This is a genomic window from Bacillus sp. 2D03 (assembly GCF_003946765.1).
Taxonomy (GTDB): Bacteria; Bacillota; Bacilli; order Bacillales; family Bacillaceae_G; genus Bacillus_A; species Bacillus_A cereus.
This window is the reverse complement of record NZ_RPSJ01000003.1, coordinates 72,613-89,971: the sequence shown is the minus strand read 5'-3', so window position 1 is coordinate 89,971 and position 17,359 is coordinate 72,613. Positions and strand designations below refer to the sequence as shown.

Genomic DNA, 17,359 nt, shown 5'->3' with positions numbered 1-17,359 from the left:
ATAGTGTATGAGAATTTTTGTATGATTTGTAAAAATATGATGTTAAAATGTATAAAGGGATGTATGTTAAAAACGTACAATATACGTAGTAATTGAATATTGTATATGTAATCCCATGTAGAAAGTGAATGATTACATGATTAATAGTATGCAGTTTTTATATTTGGTGGCTTCTTATTTAATTGGAAACATATTGACCGCTTATATAGTAACAAAATTGAGACATAACGTTGATATTAGGGATGAAGGAAGCGGAAATCCTGGCGCAAGAAATATGGGGCGCGTATATGGAAAAGGGTATTTCATCGCTACATTTTTAGGTGATGCGATTAAAGGGGCAATCGTTGTTACTGTTGCAAAATATCTTTTTGAAGATCCTACATTCGTAATGTTAACATTATTGGCCGTTATTATTGGACATATTTATCCAGTTTTATTTAAAGGCAAGGGCGGTAAAGGTATTTCAACATTTATAGGAGGACTAATCGCATTTGATTATTTGATAGCGCTTACCCTCTTAGGCATTTTTATTGTATTTTATTTAATATTTAAAGGGTTTACGAAGCCAGGACTAATTACAATTGCTTGTTTACCAATTTGTATGATTCTTTATTCTTATTCTATTGTTACCACTATATTAAGTGGAATGATTATTGTACTTATTCTATATGTGAATCGAGAATAAAATGAATGTTTAATAAGTGGGGATAATCTCCACTTATCATTTTTTATTAAATAGATAAAGGAGATAAGGCATGGGGTTAATTTATAAAGTTGCTGATCAAGATTGGGAATTTGAAAGTATACATAAATTAAATTATAAAACTTTTGTGGAAGAGATACCACAACATGAAGAAACGAAAGACCGGTTTCGTATAGATCGGTTTCATAAAGAAAATACATATTTAATTTGTTTAGATGAGGATAGATTAGTAGGTATGGTCGCAGTGCGGGGAAAACGACCATTCTCGTTAGATTATAAAATCTCAAATTTAGATGTTTATTTGCAAGAGCATGGAGAAAAAATGTATGAAATTCGTTTACTTTCAGTAGAACGTGAATATAGAAATGGAAGAGCGTTGTTAGGATTAATTCGTTTTCTACATCGTTATTTGCTTCTAAATGGATATGAATTAGCACTCATTTCTGCAACAACACGTGAACTAGCTTTATATGAGCAAATGGGATTCAAATCTTTCCATACGTTAGTTGGTACAGAAGAAGCAGCCTTCCAGCCAATGTATGTTACCCCTGCTATGTTTGAAGAGTCGAGTGTTGGGGGGATTATGACGAAAGAATATACGTTTTTACCTGGTCCAGTAGATATTGAAGAGAACGTTCGAAAGGCATTTTCTACGCGGCCTATTTCGCATCGCTCTAAGTCATTTCAAGTGATGATGGGCAATGTGAAAAAACGGTTACTTTACATGACAAAAGCAAAACATGTACAGCTTATGTTAGGAACAGGGACGTTAGCAAATGATGCGATTGCTTTACAATTACGTTCTTTAAAAGGGAAAGGACTAGTATTAACAAATGGGGAATTTGGTAATAGATTAGTTGGACATGCAAAACGAGCACGGTTACATTTTGATACGTATAAAAAGGAAATGGGAGATCCATTTATTTATACCGAATTAGAAGAAATCATGACAACTGGAAATTATGAATGGATTTGGTTTGTTCATCATGAAACATCTACTGGAATGTTAAACGATTTAAACGAGCTAAATACTCTTTGTAACGAGAATCAAATAAAACTATGTGTAGATTGCATAAGCTCAATTGGAGCAATACCATTAGACTTGAAGGATGTGTATTTTGCAAGTGGTGTTAGCGGTAAAGCGATTAAATCATATACAGGAATTTCTTTCGTTTTTCATAACCACATTGTAAAAATAAACGAGGCTGTGCCGGCCTATATGGACATTGGTATGTATGAAGAAAATGAAAGCATTCCATACTCACAATCATGGAATTTAATTTATGCATTGCAAGAAGCGTTGAAGAGATTTGAAGATGAAAAGGTATTTGTAAAAATTAAAGAGACATACGAGTATGTTGAAGAAGTTATTACTGATATGGGGTTAAAGCTTGTTTCACCTAAAAAACATGCCGCGCCAATTATACTTACTATTGTATTGAGCGAAGATTATTCTTCTAAAGTAGTAGGCGATACATTAGCATTACAAGGATACATCGTTCATTATGAGTCATCTTATTTACAAAAGAATAATTGGATTCAAATTGCATGTTTAAATCATTATAAAGAACGTGATATGAAGAGAATGTTAAATTGTTTGCAAATGTGTTTATTTCAGAGTGGGGTACATATATAAAGACTTTTTCTTTTCGTATAAAGGAGCTACGACTTACGAAAACTTAGAAATAGAACAGTGGAAGAGGTGTCAGTATGATAACTAGAAAACTACGATTACATATAGACGATATTAAAAAAGCTCACAAAATTCTAGATAGAAATGCTCGTAAAACGCCATTAGTAAAATCTTTTTACTTGACTAGTAAAACGGGCGGAGAAATTCATTTGAAATTAGAAAATATGCAATTAACGGGTTCGTTTAAATTCCGTGGCGCATTTAATAAAATGTCGCGGCTCACGGATCAAGAAAAAGAAAGAGGTGTAATTGCATGTTCAGCAGGTAATCATGCACAAGGAGTTGCATTATCTGCTCATTTACTCGGTATTAAGAGTAAAATTGTTATGCCAATTTCTGCACCGCAGGCGAAAGTTGAAGCAACAAAAGGATATGGATCTGAAGTGATTTTACATGGTGAAACCTTTGATGATGCAAAGGCAAAATGTGAAGAAATTATAAAGGAAACAGGTGAAACATACTTACATCCATATGATGATGTAGAGGTAATGGCTGGTCAAGGTACAATTGGATTAGACATTCTTGATGATATGTGGGATGTAGATACTGTCATTGTACCAATAGGTGGAGGCGGAATTATTTCTGGTATTTCTGTAGCATTGAAATCTTTTAATCCATCCATTAATATAATTGGTGTCCAAGCAGATAATGTTCATGGAATGAAGGCATCTTACGATAAAGGCGCAATCGTAGAACATTATGAGGCGCCTACTATTGCAGATGGTTGCGCAGTTAAAATACCAGGAGAATTAACATTTGAAATTGTAAAAGAATTAGTAGATGATATTGTAACTGTATCAGAAAAAGAGCTGGAAGTAGCGATGAAAGATTTATTACAACGTGGGAAAGCTGTTGTAGAAGGTGCAGGTGCATTAGCAACTGCTGCACTTCTTGCAGGAAAAGTTGATAGCTATATAAAAGGAAAAAAAGTAGTAGCGGTTATATCTGGTGGGAACGTAGACTTACAGCGCATATCAAGTGTATGTGAGCACTTTTTTGTCGCTAATGAAGTGAAATAGCTTTATAAAAGAAGAGCTAAGAGAAATAGTCTTAGCTCTTACTTTTTGCCTACTGTTTACTGTAAGTAGCAATAAAATTGCAAAATTTGCTGTTTAAAAATTATTTTATTTAAGCGCCTATTTTTACACATATCTTTAATGTTACAATAATTATTTCAATATTGTCGAAACGTAAGCAGAAATTTAATATAATAGTTTTAATGTGCTAATGAGCGGTGAGGAGGGCAGGTCATGAATAAAGAAGAACAGGTCATGAACGGTTTCAGGGAATTATATAATAAGCTGGTTTGGCTTAATAAAGATAAGATGGAAGAAGGTCTTAAAGGTTTTAAGTCTTCTGAAGTCCACTGCATTGAATATATTGAAAACAATGCAGATTCTAACGTGACGCAACTCGCAGAGGCTTTTTATGTGACTCGCGGTGCTATAAGTAGAATGACTAAGAAGCTCATACAAAAAGGCCTTGTTGAAAGTTACCAAAAGTCAGAAAATAAGAAAGAAATTTATTTTAGGCTTACCGAACAAGGGAAAGAAATTTATAAAATCCATGAAGATCTGCACAAAGAGTTTCAAGAGCGGGATAAAGCTGTATTTGAACAAGTAACTGAAGAAGAATTCAACAGTATAATTAGCTTTGTGGAAAAGTATAGTAGACATTTGGATGTAGAAATAAAGAAACAAGGTATACATATTAAATCGTAAAACATTTTAAGAATAAATGGCAGCCTTACTCTAATATGAGAATAGGCTGCTTTTTTATTATTTCATCTTTGTTGACTAATCAACAAAACGGAGTTATCATTTTGTTGACAAAGCAACAAAACATTTTAAGGAGAGAAGTTAAATGTCTATATTTAGATCACAAAATGAAAGGGAAACTGAAAAAAGCATAGATAAACATGCTTTACTATTCGGACTTATTTCTGTATTTCTTTGTGGTATAGGTTTCAGTATCATCATGCCTGTAGTCCCATTCTTAGTACAGACATATACAAGTAATCCGGAAGAACAAGCATTAGTTGTTACACTACTAACTTCCGTATATGCGGCCTGCGTGTTTTTAGCTGCTCCAGCACTCGGGGTTTTAAGCGATAAGTATGGCCGTCGTCCATTACTTTTAATATGCTTATTTGGTTCTGCAATTGGGTACTTAGTTTTTGGCATAGGAGGAGCTTTATGGGTATTATTTGCTGGACGGATAATAGAAGGTATAACAGGTGGGAGCATAAGTACTATCTTCGCATATTTTGCAGACATCATTCCGAAAGAGCAGAGAACGAAATACTTTGGATGGGTGAGTGCAGTGGTAGGTGCGGGAACTATTATTGGACCAACTCTTGGGGGCTTACTTGCAAAGTTTGGTCATTCTGTACCTTTATACTTTGGAGCGTTCATAACTTTATTAAATGTTTTATATGGTATGAAATACATGCCTGAGAGTCTTGACAAAAATAACAGGTTAAAAGAGATTACTTTTGTAAGGTTAAATCCTTTTGCACAGCTAGCAAATATACTTTCCATGAAAAATTTAAAATGGTTACTTGTCTCAGCGTTTTTACTTTGGATACCTAACGGATCTTTACAAGCAATTTTCACGCAATTTACAATGGATACTTTCAGTTGGAAACCTGCATTAATCGGACTTATGTTTTCAATTTTGGGCTTTCAAGACATTGTTTCACAAAGTTTTATAATGCCAAAGCTTTTAATCAAGCTTAGTGATAAACAAATAGCTATTCTTGGGATGGTTTCGGAGATTATAGGATACAGTTTTATTGCAGCATCAGCTTTGTTTTCACTCTATCCACTACTAATCGTTGGAATGCTAATGTATGGTTTTGGGGATTCAATTTTCGGGCCTTCATTCAACGGGATGCTTTCAAAGTCTGTCAGTTCTAGTGAACAAGGAAGGATTCAAGGTGGAAGCCAATCTATTCAAGCTTTAGCAAGAATGATTGGTCCGATTATTGGAGGACAAATCTATGTATCACTTGGTCATGCCGCACCTGCTTTTATGGGTATGATTCTTATAGTAGCGGCAATGTCAGTTTTGTATAAGGGAATGCATGCAACTGTATAACAGATAGATATAAGAACAAATAAAAGGGAGTCAGAACTTAGGAACAAGTGCTGATTCCCGATTTGTTTACGGTTTGAGAGCTAAGAGAAATGCTTTTGTTTAGGAATTTATTCTGCTATGCTCTCATGGTGAAGGGTAATATTCAGTGAGGTGGAACTATCATTAATTACAGTTAGCTTTATTTGAAAGTAAAAAGGTAGGTAAACGACTAGATAATTTCATTATGCTTGTGCTGAAGTAAATAATGACTCCATCTTTACTTTGCTCTTTTCTCGAATTTCAGCATCTGCGGTATGCTTATAGGGACAAAAATTATAAACCGAGAAGACAAATAGTCTCCCATTACCCTGAAGTATAATGGGGGAAGTTTCTTGTTGGGATTCTTAAAAATTTAGAAAAAACTTTCTCAACATTGTTTGAGAAAAGAGTGAAACGAATGTTCTGAATTTTATGATAAGATGAAAATAATAAAAAAAGAGCAAAAAGACCCACGGCGTTACAGTAGTGCGGTAACACAACTGTGACGTTTTACCCTAGCGAATGTAGGTAAAACTTTCCATGAGTCAGCCTCAAGTATATCATACTTCAAATAGTTTTAAATCCATATGGAACGTTTTCTTGTTGAGAAAATCAGGGGCTGTGTCTTGTGTTCTATTTAGGAGGATACGGATGAGGGCTTTGATGAATGAACTGAATAACACGATTCAGTCAAATAATATTAGTACAAGAAAGTTAGCGAAAGATACAGGTATTAGTAGAACAACAATTACAAATGGTCTGTCCTTTGTAACTGGAGAAATGAAATTTGATGTTTTTGAAAAATTGGTTCGTCATGTGTATAAAAGTCCCATAGAACAAACAAGAAGGATTAAAGATTTTATTTTAAAGTGTGGAACTAGCTTGAATGTAAGAAAAGCATTGAGTTATTGCCAGGTAGCAGGAGAATACGATCTTATAGATATGTTAATCGAAAAATTCAAAATGGAAACAAAAGATCCGGATTTCAAGAAGCTTCAAAAAGATGTACGTAAATATTTAAATGTATACAATCTATATAACCATCGGAATATGAATCGGAAAAAAGGACAAAGTCTTCTGGAGGAAATATACAAAACACGTGTTTCATCAGATTTGGAATGTCAGGTATTATTAAATACATTACTAATGGCAGCAGAATATGATAGACAAAGGTATAGTGCTATGTCATCATACGCGGACGCGGCAGAAGCTTATGTCGCTAAGATGGATAACGGTTATATTAAAGATTGTTTACGCATGCAGCATATGGAACGAATTGCGTACACTCAGTTGCATGCCAATGAAATTGATAGCTGTAGAGCTACGTGCCATGCCATTATAAATTCCGAATTGAATTTCACAGTTGTAAAAGCTACAGCATATTGTTGTTTAGGTGAAAGTTATATTTTTGAAAATCCATTAATGGCGGAAAAATATATCTTGAAAGCTATTCAATGTCTTGAAGGTATAAGTTCACCGAAAGGAACTCAAAAATACAATTCTTTTAAAACGACTCTTGCCTTTTTATATATTGAGTTCGGATTTAATTTAGATAATATTGATTTTGATTTTATTAGTGATGGTGATCTTGCTTATTATGAGTGTTTATATGGTAATAAGCAAAATGGTTATAGAATTTTTGAAAGGTTAAAAGATCAAGGTCTATCGGCCTTCCAAATGTACTATCTTTCTAGAATTGAAAATGATACAATTATGGCGAGGGAATCTTTAGAAAAATTTGAAAAAACGGGAAGTATAATATATGCGCAACTTCCAAAGCGCATTTTAATAACTGAAGGAGTGTTGTAAAATGAAAAAAATTTTAGTCACTACATTATGCGCACTTGCGTTATCAATTGGGGTTATCGGTGCTGGTGCAGATCAGACTAAAGATTTAGGTAAAGAAAAAGCTACTGTACATACTAAAGAAGTACAATTAATGATGGTCGATCCCGGTGGGATGTAATATAAATGAATAGTTAAAAAGACGCTACTTATAGTAGCGTCTTTCGTCTTTTATAGGCGTGTCACGTTTTTGGAGGTTTCGGAAAAAATATACCACTTGATACATATTTCACAAATTGGTAAGGATGAAGGGGAGGAAATAAGGTGAAAAAAGAGACGGCCAAACAAGAAACAAAACGCTTAATTAGGGAGTTGTTCGGAGCTGAAAAAGTAAGTTGTGATATGAATTATCTAATGGAGGAGTTGTATAAGCAAGGACAGATTACTCCGGAACAGTACAAACAAATTACAGCTATATTGCAACAAAAAAAGGAATAGCATCTGGCTAATCCTTTTTTACTTATTGCTGCTTTCTTTGTAGGAGTTGTCTTAATAAAACATTAGCAATTTCAGCTTGCTCATCCGTAATTTCTACCCCATCAGAATGAAGTCTGCCTTGATCTAAAAAGTCTTTTACATTAAAGTTAAGACCGTTTGGATTTTCTGTTCTTCCTAAGATGAAGTCTGTAGTAGTATCAAATATGTCTGCTAGCTGTACAAGAACCTCAGCGTTTGGTTTTCTTTTATTTGTCTCATATCCACTATACGTAGAATCGTTTTTACCAATACGATCTGCGACTTCTTGCATTGTCCAACCGCGTCTATTTCGTAAGAATTTTAATTGAGTTCCTATATCCATACTTTTTACCCCCGTTAAATTCTCTTTTATATTTTTCATCGATTTTATTTTTTATAAATTTTATAAAAATATATAAAACGTTTTTTATTTTTTTGTTGTTATCTATATATAAGATAACACTTTATTGGACAATTACACAATGGTAAATACACGCATATTGCAAGTGAAATTAGATGAGTGTTCATAAAAAAGTTGAAAAATCACTTTACTTACTTGCAAAACGCCAGTATAATAAAAATCATTAAAGGTTGTCTGGAGGTGGACATATGAAAAGGACTTGGTTAGCGGATTTACGTGGGAAAAAACGTATGTCGCAGGCGGTCTAGCGGATAAGGTTAGTGTGACTCCTGGTCATATAGCAGATTTAGAGACTGGTAGACGCGATCCGGGAGGAAAATTAGCCTTGCAAATCGCAATTGTACTTGGGTTCCCTATGGAACATTTTTATTTACCTACTTACTTGCAAAACGCCAGTAAAAAAGAAGTTAGACAATCGTTTGAACTGGGATTTCCACCAAAAGAAGAATTTTTAGAGCATTATCCTCATTACGTAGAAAAAACTGTAGGGGGCTGAGGAGTGTGGGGAAAAAGACATCCGGCTTATACGTCCGTAACGAGTACTACGGTACAGAGAAAAAGGAAGTTCTATTTCAAGAAGTATACGAAAAATATTTAGGTGTTAAAGTAACGGTCACAAGAAAGAAAAAAACAGAAGTAAAGGCAAGTTAAAAAATTGAAAGGAGGTGATACACATGCAACGGTACGTGACTTATGCGACTCGATTAGTAAAAGCAAAAGACGTAAAAGCTGTATGTTGCGAAAGTAAAAATTACTTCAAGAATGGCTCAGAAGAACAAGCGGTAAACACCATGTTAAAGCTAACGGAAAGGAGTGAATGTGTTGGCCAACATTAACGAGATTTTCGTAGAAGGTTTCCAGTCACATACAAATAGCCACTTTAATTTAGGAAACGGACTGAATGTAATTACTGGACCATCAGATAGTGGTAAAACATCCATTATACGAGCAGTTCGCTGGGTAGCATTTAACGAACCTCAAGGTGAGGCTTTCGTAAACGAATCAGTGGGACAGGCTACTGTAGCGATTCACATGGATAACGGCATTATTATTTCAAAGCACCGTAGAAAAGGAAAAACATCGTACAGAATCCAAACGGATCCAGGTGATGCAGGAAGTGTATTTGAGAAGTCAGAGGTACCGGAAGAAGTAAAACAATTACTTGGTATCACAAAGCAAACATTTGGGGATTTTGTTACTGCTTTAAACTTTGCATTCCAGCTTGAAGCACCTTTCTTAATAAGTGAGACACCGTCATCGGGTGCGAAAGTTCTAGGTAAGTTAGCAGGAACAGAAGCTGTCGATCTCGCGGTAAAAAGTGTTTCAAAAGATACATACGCAGCAAGGCAAGAGAGGTTACTAGCTGAAAAAGAAATTGAGAGATTAGCAGATAACTTACTCGAGTACTTGGATGTGGATGATAAAGTACAGCAGTTAAAAACAGCTGAAAGTTTGATGGAACATGTAGAAGAATTGCATAAAAAGAAAGATGTACTGCAGCAACTACAAACTCAACAACAGATAGCATTTGAAAAATTCCGTGTAGCGTTTGTTGAGGATGAGAGACTCTCAAAAGTGCCGGTTCTTATACAAATACTTGAAGAAACAGAAAAAGACCAGCAGCGTCTGCAAACACTACTGGACTTACAAAAAAGATACGAGTCACTGTCCACCGCCAAGAAGACATTGACTGAAACATTAAAACAATTTGATGGATTAGTAGAAGTAAGTAACTTGTTACAAGATTCTACTAAATCCGAAGAAATATATTCTTTACTTTCTATCTTATCACAAAACTATAAGAAGTATAGTCAAGTATTACAAGAAGCTCAATTACAGGTCGAGAGGTTGACTGTAATTGAAAACATTAATGTAGCTGTGATTGAAGAGGAAGTAAAGAAAACGGATGAGTTAAAGAAACTCTATGTACAACATAGCGTGGTTAAACAAGGCTACGAAAAAACAAGTAAGGATGTAGAAAGGTTATCTGTACCTGGTAATGCGTCAGATCAACTACAAGAATGCGAAACAAGTATTACACAACTAAGTCAAATAAGTGTGCTCTTACAAAAATACCAGAATATACACAACTATTATATGAGCTGGACAAGTCGTGCGGAACATTTAAATGTTCCGAGAGAAGTGGTAATACAGATTGCTAATACTGAGAACAATGTCACTCATTTAGCTGAATTAAAAGAGTTGTTACGAAACTATATGATCTGGCATCAAAGAGTACGTCATAGTACAAGCGCATTGGAACTATATGAAAAGCACATTGAAAATTACACAAAGGAATTGGAAGAGACATGGACCGAGGCTGGTGGAGTTTGTCCGCTATGCGAATCGCCGATGTCTTTTGAACATTCTCATTGAGGGGTGATTAGTAGTGATTGATACGGAAAAAATGAGCGAGTTTTTACAAACAGCTGAGAGGCTGAATAATTCATTAATGGAAATTAATGAGGTTATTGAAGCTATTGACGATACATCTAATGTTTTAAAAGTCTCACTATTTCATAAAAAATTTAATGAGAATTTATTAGTGAGTGAATCAGAAAGTATAGGAGAAAAGAGTATTGATTTTGCTATCCGACCAACTGTGTTGGCCTGTTTAAGAGATCAAAAGAAGTTTCTTGAAACAGAGCTACAAAATTTACTATCAAAACAACTTGAAGGGGGAAATGAGTAATGGAATTAAAACAACGTATTGAAATTGCAAAAGCAAATTTAAAGAAAGCAGAAACAGCAAAAATCCAAGCAGAGGCGGAAAAGTCTTCAGCTGAAAAGCAATTAACGGAAATCGCTGAACAAATGGCGCAGTACGGGGTAACGCCTGAAACGATCCAGGAAGAAATCAATAAGCTTGATACATCAGTTAAAGAAAACCTGGAGCATGTAGAACGACTCATCCCGCAGGTATAAGGAGGCTATTTTTATGTACGAGCTTCTAAAAGCAAGAGCGGATATCCGTCAGGCAAGCGATAAATTGAAAATGAAAATCGGTCAACGTGATTTGTTAGTTAAGCAACAAAAAAGCGCAGAAGCAAGAAAAGCAAAAGCTGAGGAGCAACTTGGGGAGTTTGATTTAGTACAAATTCTTCTTCAAAAGACAAGTGATTATGCAAGGCAGCAAGCAAAACGTCGTATAGAAGAAATTGTTACGTCAGCTCTTACAGTTGTATTCGATAAAGACTACAGATTCGAAATTGAAATTGCCGTAAAAGGTAATCAACCGGTAGCAGAGTATTGGCTACAGTCTGAGGATGTACGGACACAATTAAAGCCACCTGATTATGATCGCGGTGGTGGTGTAGCAGACGTAGTTAGTTTAGCGCTCAGATTGGCTGTTGGAGAAATTAGTGGTGTAAGAGGACCGTTATTCTTAGATGAGGTTGGAAAGCACGTGAGTCAAGAATACGCACCAAATGTGGCGTATTTCTTGAAGGAGTATAGTACGAAATTTAAACGTCAAATCATTTTAATTACGCACAGTACTCATTTAGCTGAGATAGGTGACGTAGCACTTGGTGTGACTCAAAAACAAGGAAAAAGCATAGTAACTGCTTTATAGAAAGGGAGATTTGGATATGTGTATTAAGTGCTTTGTAAAAGAATTAGCTGCAACGGTAGCAGGTGTAGAAGTGACAGAGGAAGTTGTAGGTAAAGCAACTGAAGAACAAGTACGCGAGTTACGTAGAATTCGTAAAGAAACGGAAGCTATTAAGGAAGTTGTAGCTAAGGAATTAAAGGCTGAACTTGAACCAATTAAAGAAAAATATAAAAAGAAATTAGAAAATGCAACAAAAGGATTAGAGGAATGGCACGATGCAGTATGGGCTGACATTCATTCTGAATTGGGTGTTAACGGTAAAGATGATTTGACGTTAGATGCTGAGACAGGTGAAATCACAAAACAAGTTATCAAGAAAAAAGAATCAAGTAACCTTCACTGATGCACCACATTGTTGAAGGTGGAATTACTTTAGATACAACGTTACGCGAAGCACGAAAAAGCAGAGGTGAGAGTATGAAGTTTCTATATTTCGGTGATCCACATATACGAGGTACAAACCCTCGTAATCGTAAGGATAACTACAAAGAGGCTTTAATTGCGAAGTTCCGTGAGATTTTCGCACTAGCTAAATACAAAGGTGTGACAGCAATTATACAACCTGGGGATACGTTTGATAGGCCTGAGGTTACGACAAGCGTGTTACTAGAATTCGCAAAGGTATTGAAAGAGAGTCCAGTTCCAATTTATACAACAGCTGGTAATCACGATATTTACGGCTACAATCTTGCAACGTATGAACGAACAAGCCTTAGAGTACTGGAGTTAATCGTCCCGCAGCTTACAGTCATTAATGATCCTGGGCAAGCTCATATGTTTCACCAAGACGGTAATCACGTCCAGTTAACATTTACACCGTACAGTGATCAAATTGATAAAGCTGGTTATGGTTATTCACCAGAAGTTACTGAAGATTATGAGTCAACTAAAATACATGTAGCTCACGGTATGTTACTTGACCATGATCCACCTTTTGATCGGTACACAAAAGTACAAGATGTAAAAACAGATGCGGATTTGGTTTTGTGTGGCCACGATCATACAGGTTTTGGTGTTTACGAGCGTTCGGATGGAAAAGTGTTTGCGAATATCGGAAGTATCACACGTTTATCGGCTTCGGAAGCTGAGATTAATAGACCAATACAAGTTCTTCTTATCGATGTAAAATCACCAGGTGTTTTTGATTTAGAACGGATTCCGCTTCAAAGTGCAAAACCTGGTGAAGAAGTACTTGACCGTAGCCGGATTGAAGCTGAGAAGAAACGAGCGTATGCGATGGAAGAGTTTGCCTCATTAATTCAAACGGAAACAGGGGAAGATGTGCTAGTCGATATTAATACGATTGTTGAGAGTATTGCTGAGACAGAAAGTATTAATCCGGATGTAGTAGAAATAGCGTTAACGAAAATAGCGGAAGCAAAGGAGGGATTACGAACATGATTGTAAACAAACCGCAGTTTGATGAGAATGAACTAGGCGAAGGTACGGCGGTACAGGTCACAAGTGGTAACCCGTTTAGACGCCCTAACTATAGTAATAATAAACGTGATTGGAATGCTGTAGTAATAGAGTTTTCACCGTTGATGATAAGTGTAGCTGGTTACAACAAAGAGGAACATGATCGAGTAGAAACGATGAACATAACAATTGACTCAATTGTTAAAGAGCACGTGACGCTTAAAAAGTTAGTAGTAGAACTACCAAAAATTCAATGTGAGGTGGGACCAGAAAATGACTGAATTAAATAATGAAATTCTTAGTTTACAAGAGGAGCATGGGAAAGAAAAGCTACTTGCAGCGGCAACAAAAATTTTAGGTAAGAAAGTACCGACTGACTATGTTCGAGTATTAGATCCACTTGAATTACAAGCATCCTTACAACAAATTGATGCTGCAGTACAGGATGTTCTTGAAAAAGGTAAAGCACGTGAAGAAGCTTATGGGAAAAAAGCAGACCTAATTAAGCAAAAAGTGAAGCTGAAAACTGCAGTAGAGCTAAAAGAAGCAGAGGCATTTATGCAAATTCAAGGTGAGGGACGTAACCAATACGCTTACGTGAATGATCAAAAAGTGGCTCTCACGAATGATACGTTACGTGATGCGTACCGCCTGCATTACAGCAAAGAAGAACGTCAACAACTTACAGACGTAGAGCAAGAGTTAGCGTCCATTGATATCAAAATTTATCAAACAAAAGATGCTTGGGAAACAGCTAAAGAATCAGCGGATCTTGTAAAAGCAAAAGCTTATGTACAAGCGAATCTACTGAAGTTTTTGGCATAGGAGGTTGCTATGGATCCAAAACAAACAGCAATGAGAAATAAACAGCGTGAACGTCAGCAACGTGGGGATGATTTCCAAGCTGAAATCAGAAGAAGCTGGAGAGAAATTCCGAATGTATGGCGTATGAGAATTGCAGATGGTGCAGGTGCAACTCGTCCAGGTGACGAGATTGTAATAACACCTGAAGTAAATATATTAGCTGAAATGAAACGTACAGAGAGTCGTAGATTTTCACTAGATTATATGAGACCGAATCAGATTCTCGGGCTACGGGATTTTGATCAAATTATTGATAGAAATTTAGGTTTAGTGTTTATCAGTTTTCTAAATGATAGCAAAGGGCTTGACGAGGCTTATGCGTTCAGACTTATTACATCTCTTATTCATATGAAAAAACGAAACGTGAACCATATAAAACTTGAAGAATTTCAAAGTCAGACGGTTCCCTGTTTACCACTTCCAAGACTTACATACCATGAACCTTCTTACGATCTATCGGAGGTGCTCACTTGCTACAAATCTTTGTAAAACACAACATCCGGATAAGAGGTGCTAGTACACCTCTTAAGGCGGCAATTACTAAGGCGCTAACATTTGATAATCCAGCGTATTTGAAAGCAAAAAAGCAACGTAGACCTACATGGGGTGTACAAGCAAAACTTGAATTGTTTGTACATGACAGAGGCGATATTGTTACGCCTCGAGGTTTCTTGTCAAAGCTAGAAGAGGTACTGAAAAACTTAGGTTACGACCCAAGTAAAGTTATTACCTCACAGATTTCATATGCCCGAGATGTTAGTTTCGGGGAATGGGATGACGGGTTTGTATTAAAAGAGGACCAGACACCGATGGTTGAAGCACTTATGCAAGAAAACGGAATAGGTGTAGCACCGGCTGGTTCAGGTAAAACCGTAATGGGCATGCGCTACATTTACGAAAAGGGTAAAGCAGCATTATGGCTTACGCATACAAAAGACTTAATGTATCAATCCGCAAAGCGAGCTAAGGATACAATGCCTGGTATCGGTCGTATCGGCTTTTTCGGTGACGGTGTACATGATTGGGGAGACGGTAAACTAATTGTTGCTACAGTGCAAACCTTGCAGCGAAATCCACAAATAATCGATGCACTAAATGATTTTATCGGGACGGTAGTAGTGGATGAAGCCCATCACTTTCCGGCAATACAATTCATTGAAACGGCTGGGAAGTTAACGGCTGAAAATGTGATCGGTCTCACCGCAACACCTTCCCGAAAAGATGGATTAGAAATCTATATGTACAACGGTGTAGGTCCAAAAGTGTATGAGATTAGCAGAGACGGAATGTATGAAGCTGGGAGACTGATAAAACCGACAGTGAAATTCGTATATACCGAGTTCAATTACGAGACGGCAAGTAACCGTAACGAGATTGATAGTGTGGATGCTGGTGGAGAAGATCTTGATTACACAGATCTAATAAGGCACCTCATTTCTGATAAAAAGCGTGCGAAGTTAGTTGCTGAGAATATTGTTGAGTCTGCAAGTTTAGGGCCATCTATTGTTATAACAGAATCAGTTCGCTACTGTTTCGTACTTGAAGAACTCGTAAAACGAATGGCAAAAGCAAGATTTGGTATCGATGTTAGAACAGCTGTAGTACACGGAGGTATTAGTCGTTATACCTGGAGAAAAGCAAAAAGCGAAAAACATGCACAACAGCTTATCAATAGTGGTCATGCGGTAGATAAAAAGCAAGGTAAGTACGGTTGGCAGGTAAAGGTTGCTCAGTATTCAGAAAAAGAAATTCGTGAATGGCAAGTAACAAAACAACAACGTAAAGACATTTTAGAAGCTTGCGACCGAAAAGAAGTAGATATTTTATTTGCCACTCAGTTAGCGCGTGAAGGACTGGACATGCAGCATTTAGTAGTTGGTCACATGGTAATGCCGAAACGTGGTGACTCCCGTGAGAGTAATAGTGGTTCATCAGTAGAGCAAGAAATTGGACGTATCATGCGTCCAGATCGGAACAATCCGGATAAAGAAGCATACTGGTTCGATTACGTTGACTACAATGTTGGAGTATTTAAGGACCAATATCACAGCCGTAGGAAAGTATACTATACAGCAGAATCGGGTTAACGGTACCAAGAAAGCCGAAAACAGAACGCGATACAGTGGCTGACTTCTTAAATGATATGCCTTGGTGAAAGGGGTGATAACGATGGAAAAGTACGAATATGTGGGTGAGCTTTATGAAATCACAGAACTAATTGCTTCAGCGAAAGAGGTGAAGTAAGTGGGTTTGAAAGAAACAGGTCAAAAAATCGTTAAAAAAGTGATAAGGGTGTTTGCAAGAGGGTCCGGTAAAAGTGTATTCCTTCAACGAGGAATCCCGATAATAGTTGAGGTTCCGGAATACGATTCGAAAGATTACGAGATTTCGTATAACAGAAAAGTAACTTATCGAAAAAAGAAAAGCCAAGCAAAACGTAAAGCATGGAAAAAACATGGCCTACAGGGGCGCGGGAGGAAAAATTCATGACACAAGAGACAAATCAAAATGAAGTAGTGGTAAAAAATAACGCGGTGGCGAAAACAAACAGCGGTAGCAATTATATTTCAGCAATTTTAGAAGAAACAAAGCAGGGATTCGTTGAAGCGAATAACGGTCTTGATATGGACTTTGTCCGTATGGGTGAATGGTTAACGATAAATGCGAAAGGTAATTTCATTGAAAAAGATGATGAAAATGTGATCTATGGTGACAGTATTGACGTAGTAATTGGATATGGTGAACAACGTTGGTCTGTATGGGGAAAAGAAAATTCACCAGAAGATGGTCAATTGATTGTAGCTGAGAAAACAAAAGAAGAAGCTGAAGTAGTATTCAATCAGTGGCTAGCTGAAAACCCTCAAGCAGAAGAACGTTATGAATTAGATGATATTCAACTTCGCTATATGGCGTCAGTTGTTCCAGTATCAACGTTAAGCCCAGACGACTTCCCTCTTATCTACTTAATGAGCTTTAGCCCAACAGACACAATTATTTTCGGTCGTTTTGCGATGAATGTGTATACAGGGAAATATAAAGCTCTAGGTGTTCCGTCTAAATTAGGTGTCAATAAAATTGTTACACGCTTAGTAACAACAGAACGTAAAAGTCGTACAAACGCTAGTAACCAATGGATCGGTATCGACTTCCAACCTGTTGGTGTATTTAAACCAGAAGATTACGGAATTAACGTAGAAGACACAGAACAAGCTTCAGAATAATTAAGGA

Annotated in this window: 23 protein-coding genes and 2 pseudogenes; 23 read left to right on the top strand and 2 right to left on the bottom strand. The window is 36.5% G+C overall.

Translation table 11 applies throughout. From position 1 onward, the window contains the following. The first annotated feature begins 136 nt into the window (after positions 1-136). The 5 genes from plsY to EBQ15_RS08685 all read left to right on the top strand — a co-directional run bounded on the left by plsY (position 137) and on the right by EBQ15_RS08685 (position 5,495). The gene (plsY, locus tag EBQ15_RS08705) at positions 137-685 is read left to right on the top strand and encodes a glycerol-3-phosphate 1-O-acyltransferase PlsY (protein WP_000610876.1); all 549 of its coding nucleotides are present in this window, start codon (positions 137-139) and stop codon (positions 683-685) included. Between the two features lie 70 nt (positions 686-755). Next, positions 756-2,339, top strand: coding sequence for an aminotransferase class V-fold PLP-dependent enzyme (locus tag EBQ15_RS08700; RefSeq protein WP_000523049.1), 1,584 nt, complete (start codon positions 756-758; stop codon positions 2,337-2,339). 74 nt (positions 2,340-2,413) lie between these two features. Further along, positions 2,414-3,415, top strand: coding sequence for a bifunctional threonine ammonia-lyase/L-serine ammonia-lyase TdcB (gene tdcB, locus EBQ15_RS08695; RefSeq protein ID WP_000632968.1), 1,002 nt, complete (start codon positions 2,414-2,416; stop codon positions 3,413-3,415). Positions 3,416-3,646: 231 nt separating this feature from the next. Then, positions 3,647-4,117 (top strand): MarR family transcriptional regulator, encoded by a 471-nt coding sequence (locus EBQ15_RS08690; RefSeq protein WP_001030903.1) that lies wholly within the window; start codon positions 3,647-3,649, stop codon positions 4,115-4,117. 142 nt (positions 4,118-4,259) lie between these two features. Then, a complete protein-coding gene (locus EBQ15_RS08685; protein ID WP_000021828.1) occupies positions 4,260-5,495 on the top strand; it encodes an MFS transporter in 1,236 nt (411 codons plus the stop codon). A gap of 221 nt (positions 5,496-5,716) precedes the next feature. Here the strand turns inward: EBQ15_RS08685 and EBQ15_RS31990 are convergent. Beyond that, positions 5,717-5,785 (bottom strand): annotated as a pseudogene (locus EBQ15_RS31990) (YkvA family protein); the annotation flags it as partial. Positions 5,786-6,164: 379 nt separating this feature from the next. On the opposite strand from EBQ15_RS31990, the gene EBQ15_RS08680 reads away from it, so the two are divergent. The 3 genes from EBQ15_RS08680 (at position 6,165) to EBQ15_RS31095 (ending at position 7,796) form a co-directional block, all read left to right on the top strand. Continuing rightward, a complete protein-coding gene (locus EBQ15_RS08680) occupies positions 6,165-7,322 on the top strand; it encodes an AimR family lysis-lysogeny pheromone receptor (RefSeq protein WP_001202303.1) in 1,158 nt (385 codons plus the stop codon). Position 7,323: 1 nt separating this feature from the next. Then, a complete protein-coding gene (locus EBQ15_RS31100) occupies positions 7,324-7,479 on the top strand; it encodes a hypothetical protein (RefSeq protein WP_000723157.1) in 156 nt (51 codons plus the stop codon). 143 nt (positions 7,480-7,622) lie between these two features. Continuing rightward, the gene (locus tag EBQ15_RS31095; protein ID WP_000712297.1) at positions 7,623-7,796 is read left to right on the top strand and encodes a hypothetical protein; all 174 of its coding nucleotides are present in this window, start codon (positions 7,623-7,625) and stop codon (positions 7,794-7,796) included. Positions 7,797-7,818: 22 nt separating this feature from the next. On the opposite strand, the gene EBQ15_RS08675 is transcribed toward EBQ15_RS31095, so the two are convergent. After that, a complete protein-coding gene (locus EBQ15_RS08675; protein WP_000351123.1) occupies positions 7,819-8,157 on the bottom strand; it encodes a helix-turn-helix domain-containing protein in 339 nt (112 codons plus the stop codon). Positions 8,158-8,434: 277 nt separating this feature from the next. Here EBQ15_RS08675 and EBQ15_RS08670 point away from each other — a divergent pair, with 277 nt between their 5' ends. The 15 genes and pseudogenes from EBQ15_RS08670 (at position 8,435) to EBQ15_RS08610 (ending at position 17,352) form a co-directional block, all read left to right on the top strand. Further along, the gene (locus EBQ15_RS08670) at positions 8,435-8,731 is read left to right on the top strand and encodes a helix-turn-helix transcriptional regulator (RefSeq protein ID WP_001999802.1); all 297 of its coding nucleotides are present in this window, start codon (positions 8,435-8,437) and stop codon (positions 8,729-8,731) included. A gap of 5 nt (positions 8,732-8,736) precedes the next feature. Then, on the top strand, positions 8,737-8,886 hold the full coding sequence (locus EBQ15_RS31090; protein ID WP_000516901.1) for a hypothetical protein: 150 nt from the start codon (positions 8,737-8,739) through the stop codon (positions 8,884-8,886). Positions 8,887-8,909: 23 nt separating this feature from the next. Continuing rightward, positions 8,910-9,071 carry a hypothetical protein gene (locus tag EBQ15_RS31085; RefSeq protein ID WP_001190218.1) on the top strand — a complete coding sequence of 54 codons (162 nt, stop codon included), beginning with the start codon at positions 8,910-8,912 and terminating at the stop codon, positions 9,069-9,071. Continuing rightward, positions 9,055-10,611, top strand: a complete 1,557-nt coding sequence (locus tag EBQ15_RS08665; protein WP_033682832.1) for an AAA family ATPase — start codon at positions 9,055-9,057, stop codon at positions 10,609-10,611. Before EBQ15_RS31085 ends, EBQ15_RS08665 begins: the two co-directional genes overlap by 17 nt. A gap of 13 nt (positions 10,612-10,624) precedes the next feature. Further along, positions 10,625-10,927, top strand: coding sequence for a hypothetical protein (locus EBQ15_RS08660; RefSeq protein WP_000567355.1), 303 nt, complete (start codon positions 10,625-10,627; stop codon positions 10,925-10,927). Then, complete coding sequence (locus EBQ15_RS08655) at positions 10,927-11,160, top strand: hypothetical protein (protein WP_000421150.1); 234 nt, start codon at positions 10,927-10,929, stop codon at positions 11,158-11,160. Before EBQ15_RS08660 ends, EBQ15_RS08655 begins: the two co-directional genes overlap by 1 nt. A gap of 13 nt (positions 11,161-11,173) precedes the next feature. Continuing rightward, on the top strand, positions 11,174-11,809 hold the full coding sequence (locus EBQ15_RS08650; protein ID WP_000273132.1) for a chromosome segregation ATPase: 636 nt from the start codon (positions 11,174-11,176) through the stop codon (positions 11,807-11,809). Positions 11,810-11,825: 16 nt separating this feature from the next. Further along, complete coding sequence (locus tag EBQ15_RS08645) at positions 11,826-12,191, top strand: hypothetical protein (protein WP_000334954.1); 366 nt, start codon at positions 11,826-11,828, stop codon at positions 12,189-12,191. Beyond that, positions 12,191-13,249, top strand: a complete 1,059-nt coding sequence (locus EBQ15_RS08640) for a metallophosphoesterase family protein (protein ID WP_000546453.1) — start codon at positions 12,191-12,193, stop codon at positions 13,247-13,249. The genes EBQ15_RS08645 and EBQ15_RS08640 overlap by 1 nt, the downstream gene beginning before the upstream one ends. Then, positions 13,246-13,548: a hypothetical protein gene (locus EBQ15_RS08635; protein WP_000636795.1), complete on the top strand. Its 303-nt coding sequence runs from the start codon at positions 13,246-13,248 to the stop codon at positions 13,546-13,548. Before EBQ15_RS08640 ends, EBQ15_RS08635 begins: the two co-directional genes overlap by 4 nt. After that, complete coding sequence (locus EBQ15_RS08630; protein ID WP_000137796.1) at positions 13,541-14,092, top strand: hypothetical protein; 552 nt, start codon at positions 13,541-13,543, stop codon at positions 14,090-14,092. The genes EBQ15_RS08635 and EBQ15_RS08630 overlap by 8 nt, the downstream gene beginning before the upstream one ends. Before the next feature lie 9 nt (positions 14,093-14,101). After that, a complete protein-coding gene (locus EBQ15_RS08625; protein ID WP_000371314.1) occupies positions 14,102-14,620 on the top strand; it encodes a M48 family metalloprotease in 519 nt (172 codons plus the stop codon). Between the two features lie 83 nt (positions 14,621-14,703). After that, positions 14,704-16,286: pseudogene (locus tag EBQ15_RS08620) on the top strand (DEAD/DEAH box helicase). Between the two features lie 89 nt (positions 16,287-16,375). Continuing rightward, entirely contained in the window at positions 16,376-16,621 is a 246-nt protein-coding gene (locus tag EBQ15_RS08615) for a hypothetical protein (RefSeq protein WP_000523225.1), read from the top strand. Beyond that, positions 16,618-17,352 (top strand): hypothetical protein, encoded by a 735-nt coding sequence (locus EBQ15_RS08610; RefSeq protein WP_000191308.1) that lies wholly within the window; start codon positions 16,618-16,620, stop codon positions 17,350-17,352. The genes EBQ15_RS08615 and EBQ15_RS08610 overlap by 4 nt, the downstream gene beginning before the upstream one ends. The last annotated feature ends 7 nt before the right edge of the window (positions 17,353-17,359 follow it).

What these genes read in the sequence shown, in the direction of transcription:
- plsY (WP_000610876.1), top strand. Translation starts at nt 137, where the DNA reads ATGATTAATAGTATGCAGTTTTTATATTTGGTGGCTTCTTATTTAATT.
- EBQ15_RS08700 (WP_000523049.1), top strand. Translation starts at nt 756, where the DNA reads ATGGGGTTAATTTATAAAGTTGCTGATCAAGATTGGGAATTTGAAAGT.
- tdcB (WP_000632968.1), top strand. Translation starts at nt 2,414, where the DNA reads ATGATAACTAGAAAACTACGATTACATATAGACGATATTAAAAAAGCT.
- EBQ15_RS08690 (WP_001030903.1), top strand. Translation starts at nt 3,647, where the DNA reads ATGAATAAAGAAGAACAGGTCATGAACGGTTTCAGGGAATTATATAAT.
- EBQ15_RS08685 (WP_000021828.1), top strand. Translation starts at nt 4,260, where the DNA reads ATGTCTATATTTAGATCACAAAATGAAAGGGAAACTGAAAAAAGCATA.
- EBQ15_RS08680 (WP_001202303.1), top strand. Translation starts at nt 6,165, where the DNA reads ATGAGGGCTTTGATGAATGAACTGAATAACACGATTCAGTCAAATAAT.
- EBQ15_RS31100 (WP_000723157.1), top strand. Translation starts at nt 7,324, where the DNA reads ATGAAAAAAATTTTAGTCACTACATTATGCGCACTTGCGTTATCAATT.
- EBQ15_RS08675 (WP_000351123.1), bottom strand. Translation starts at nt 8,157, where the DNA reads ATGGATATAGGAACTCAATTAAAATTCTTACGAAATAGACGCGGTTGG.
- EBQ15_RS31085 (WP_001190218.1), top strand. Translation starts at nt 8,910, where the DNA reads ATGCAACGGTACGTGACTTATGCGACTCGATTAGTAAAAGCAAAAGAC.
- EBQ15_RS08655 (WP_000421150.1), top strand. Translation starts at nt 10,927, where the DNA reads ATGGAATTAAAACAACGTATTGAAATTGCAAAAGCAAATTTAAAGAAA.
- EBQ15_RS08650 (WP_000273132.1), top strand. Translation starts at nt 11,174, where the DNA reads ATGTACGAGCTTCTAAAAGCAAGAGCGGATATCCGTCAGGCAAGCGAT.
- EBQ15_RS08645 (WP_000334954.1), top strand. Translation starts at nt 11,826, where the DNA reads ATGTGTATTAAGTGCTTTGTAAAAGAATTAGCTGCAACGGTAGCAGGT.
- EBQ15_RS08640 (WP_000546453.1), top strand. Translation starts at nt 12,191, where the DNA reads ATGCACCACATTGTTGAAGGTGGAATTACTTTAGATACAACGTTACGC.
- EBQ15_RS08635 (WP_000636795.1), top strand. Translation starts at nt 13,246, where the DNA reads ATGATTGTAAACAAACCGCAGTTTGATGAGAATGAACTAGGCGAAGGT.
- EBQ15_RS08630 (WP_000137796.1), top strand. Translation starts at nt 13,541, where the DNA reads ATGACTGAATTAAATAATGAAATTCTTAGTTTACAAGAGGAGCATGGG.
- EBQ15_RS08625 (WP_000371314.1), top strand. Translation starts at nt 14,102, where the DNA reads ATGGATCCAAAACAAACAGCAATGAGAAATAAACAGCGTGAACGTCAG.
- EBQ15_RS08610 (WP_000191308.1), top strand. Translation starts at nt 16,618, where the DNA reads ATGACACAAGAGACAAATCAAAATGAAGTAGTGGTAAAAAATAACGCG.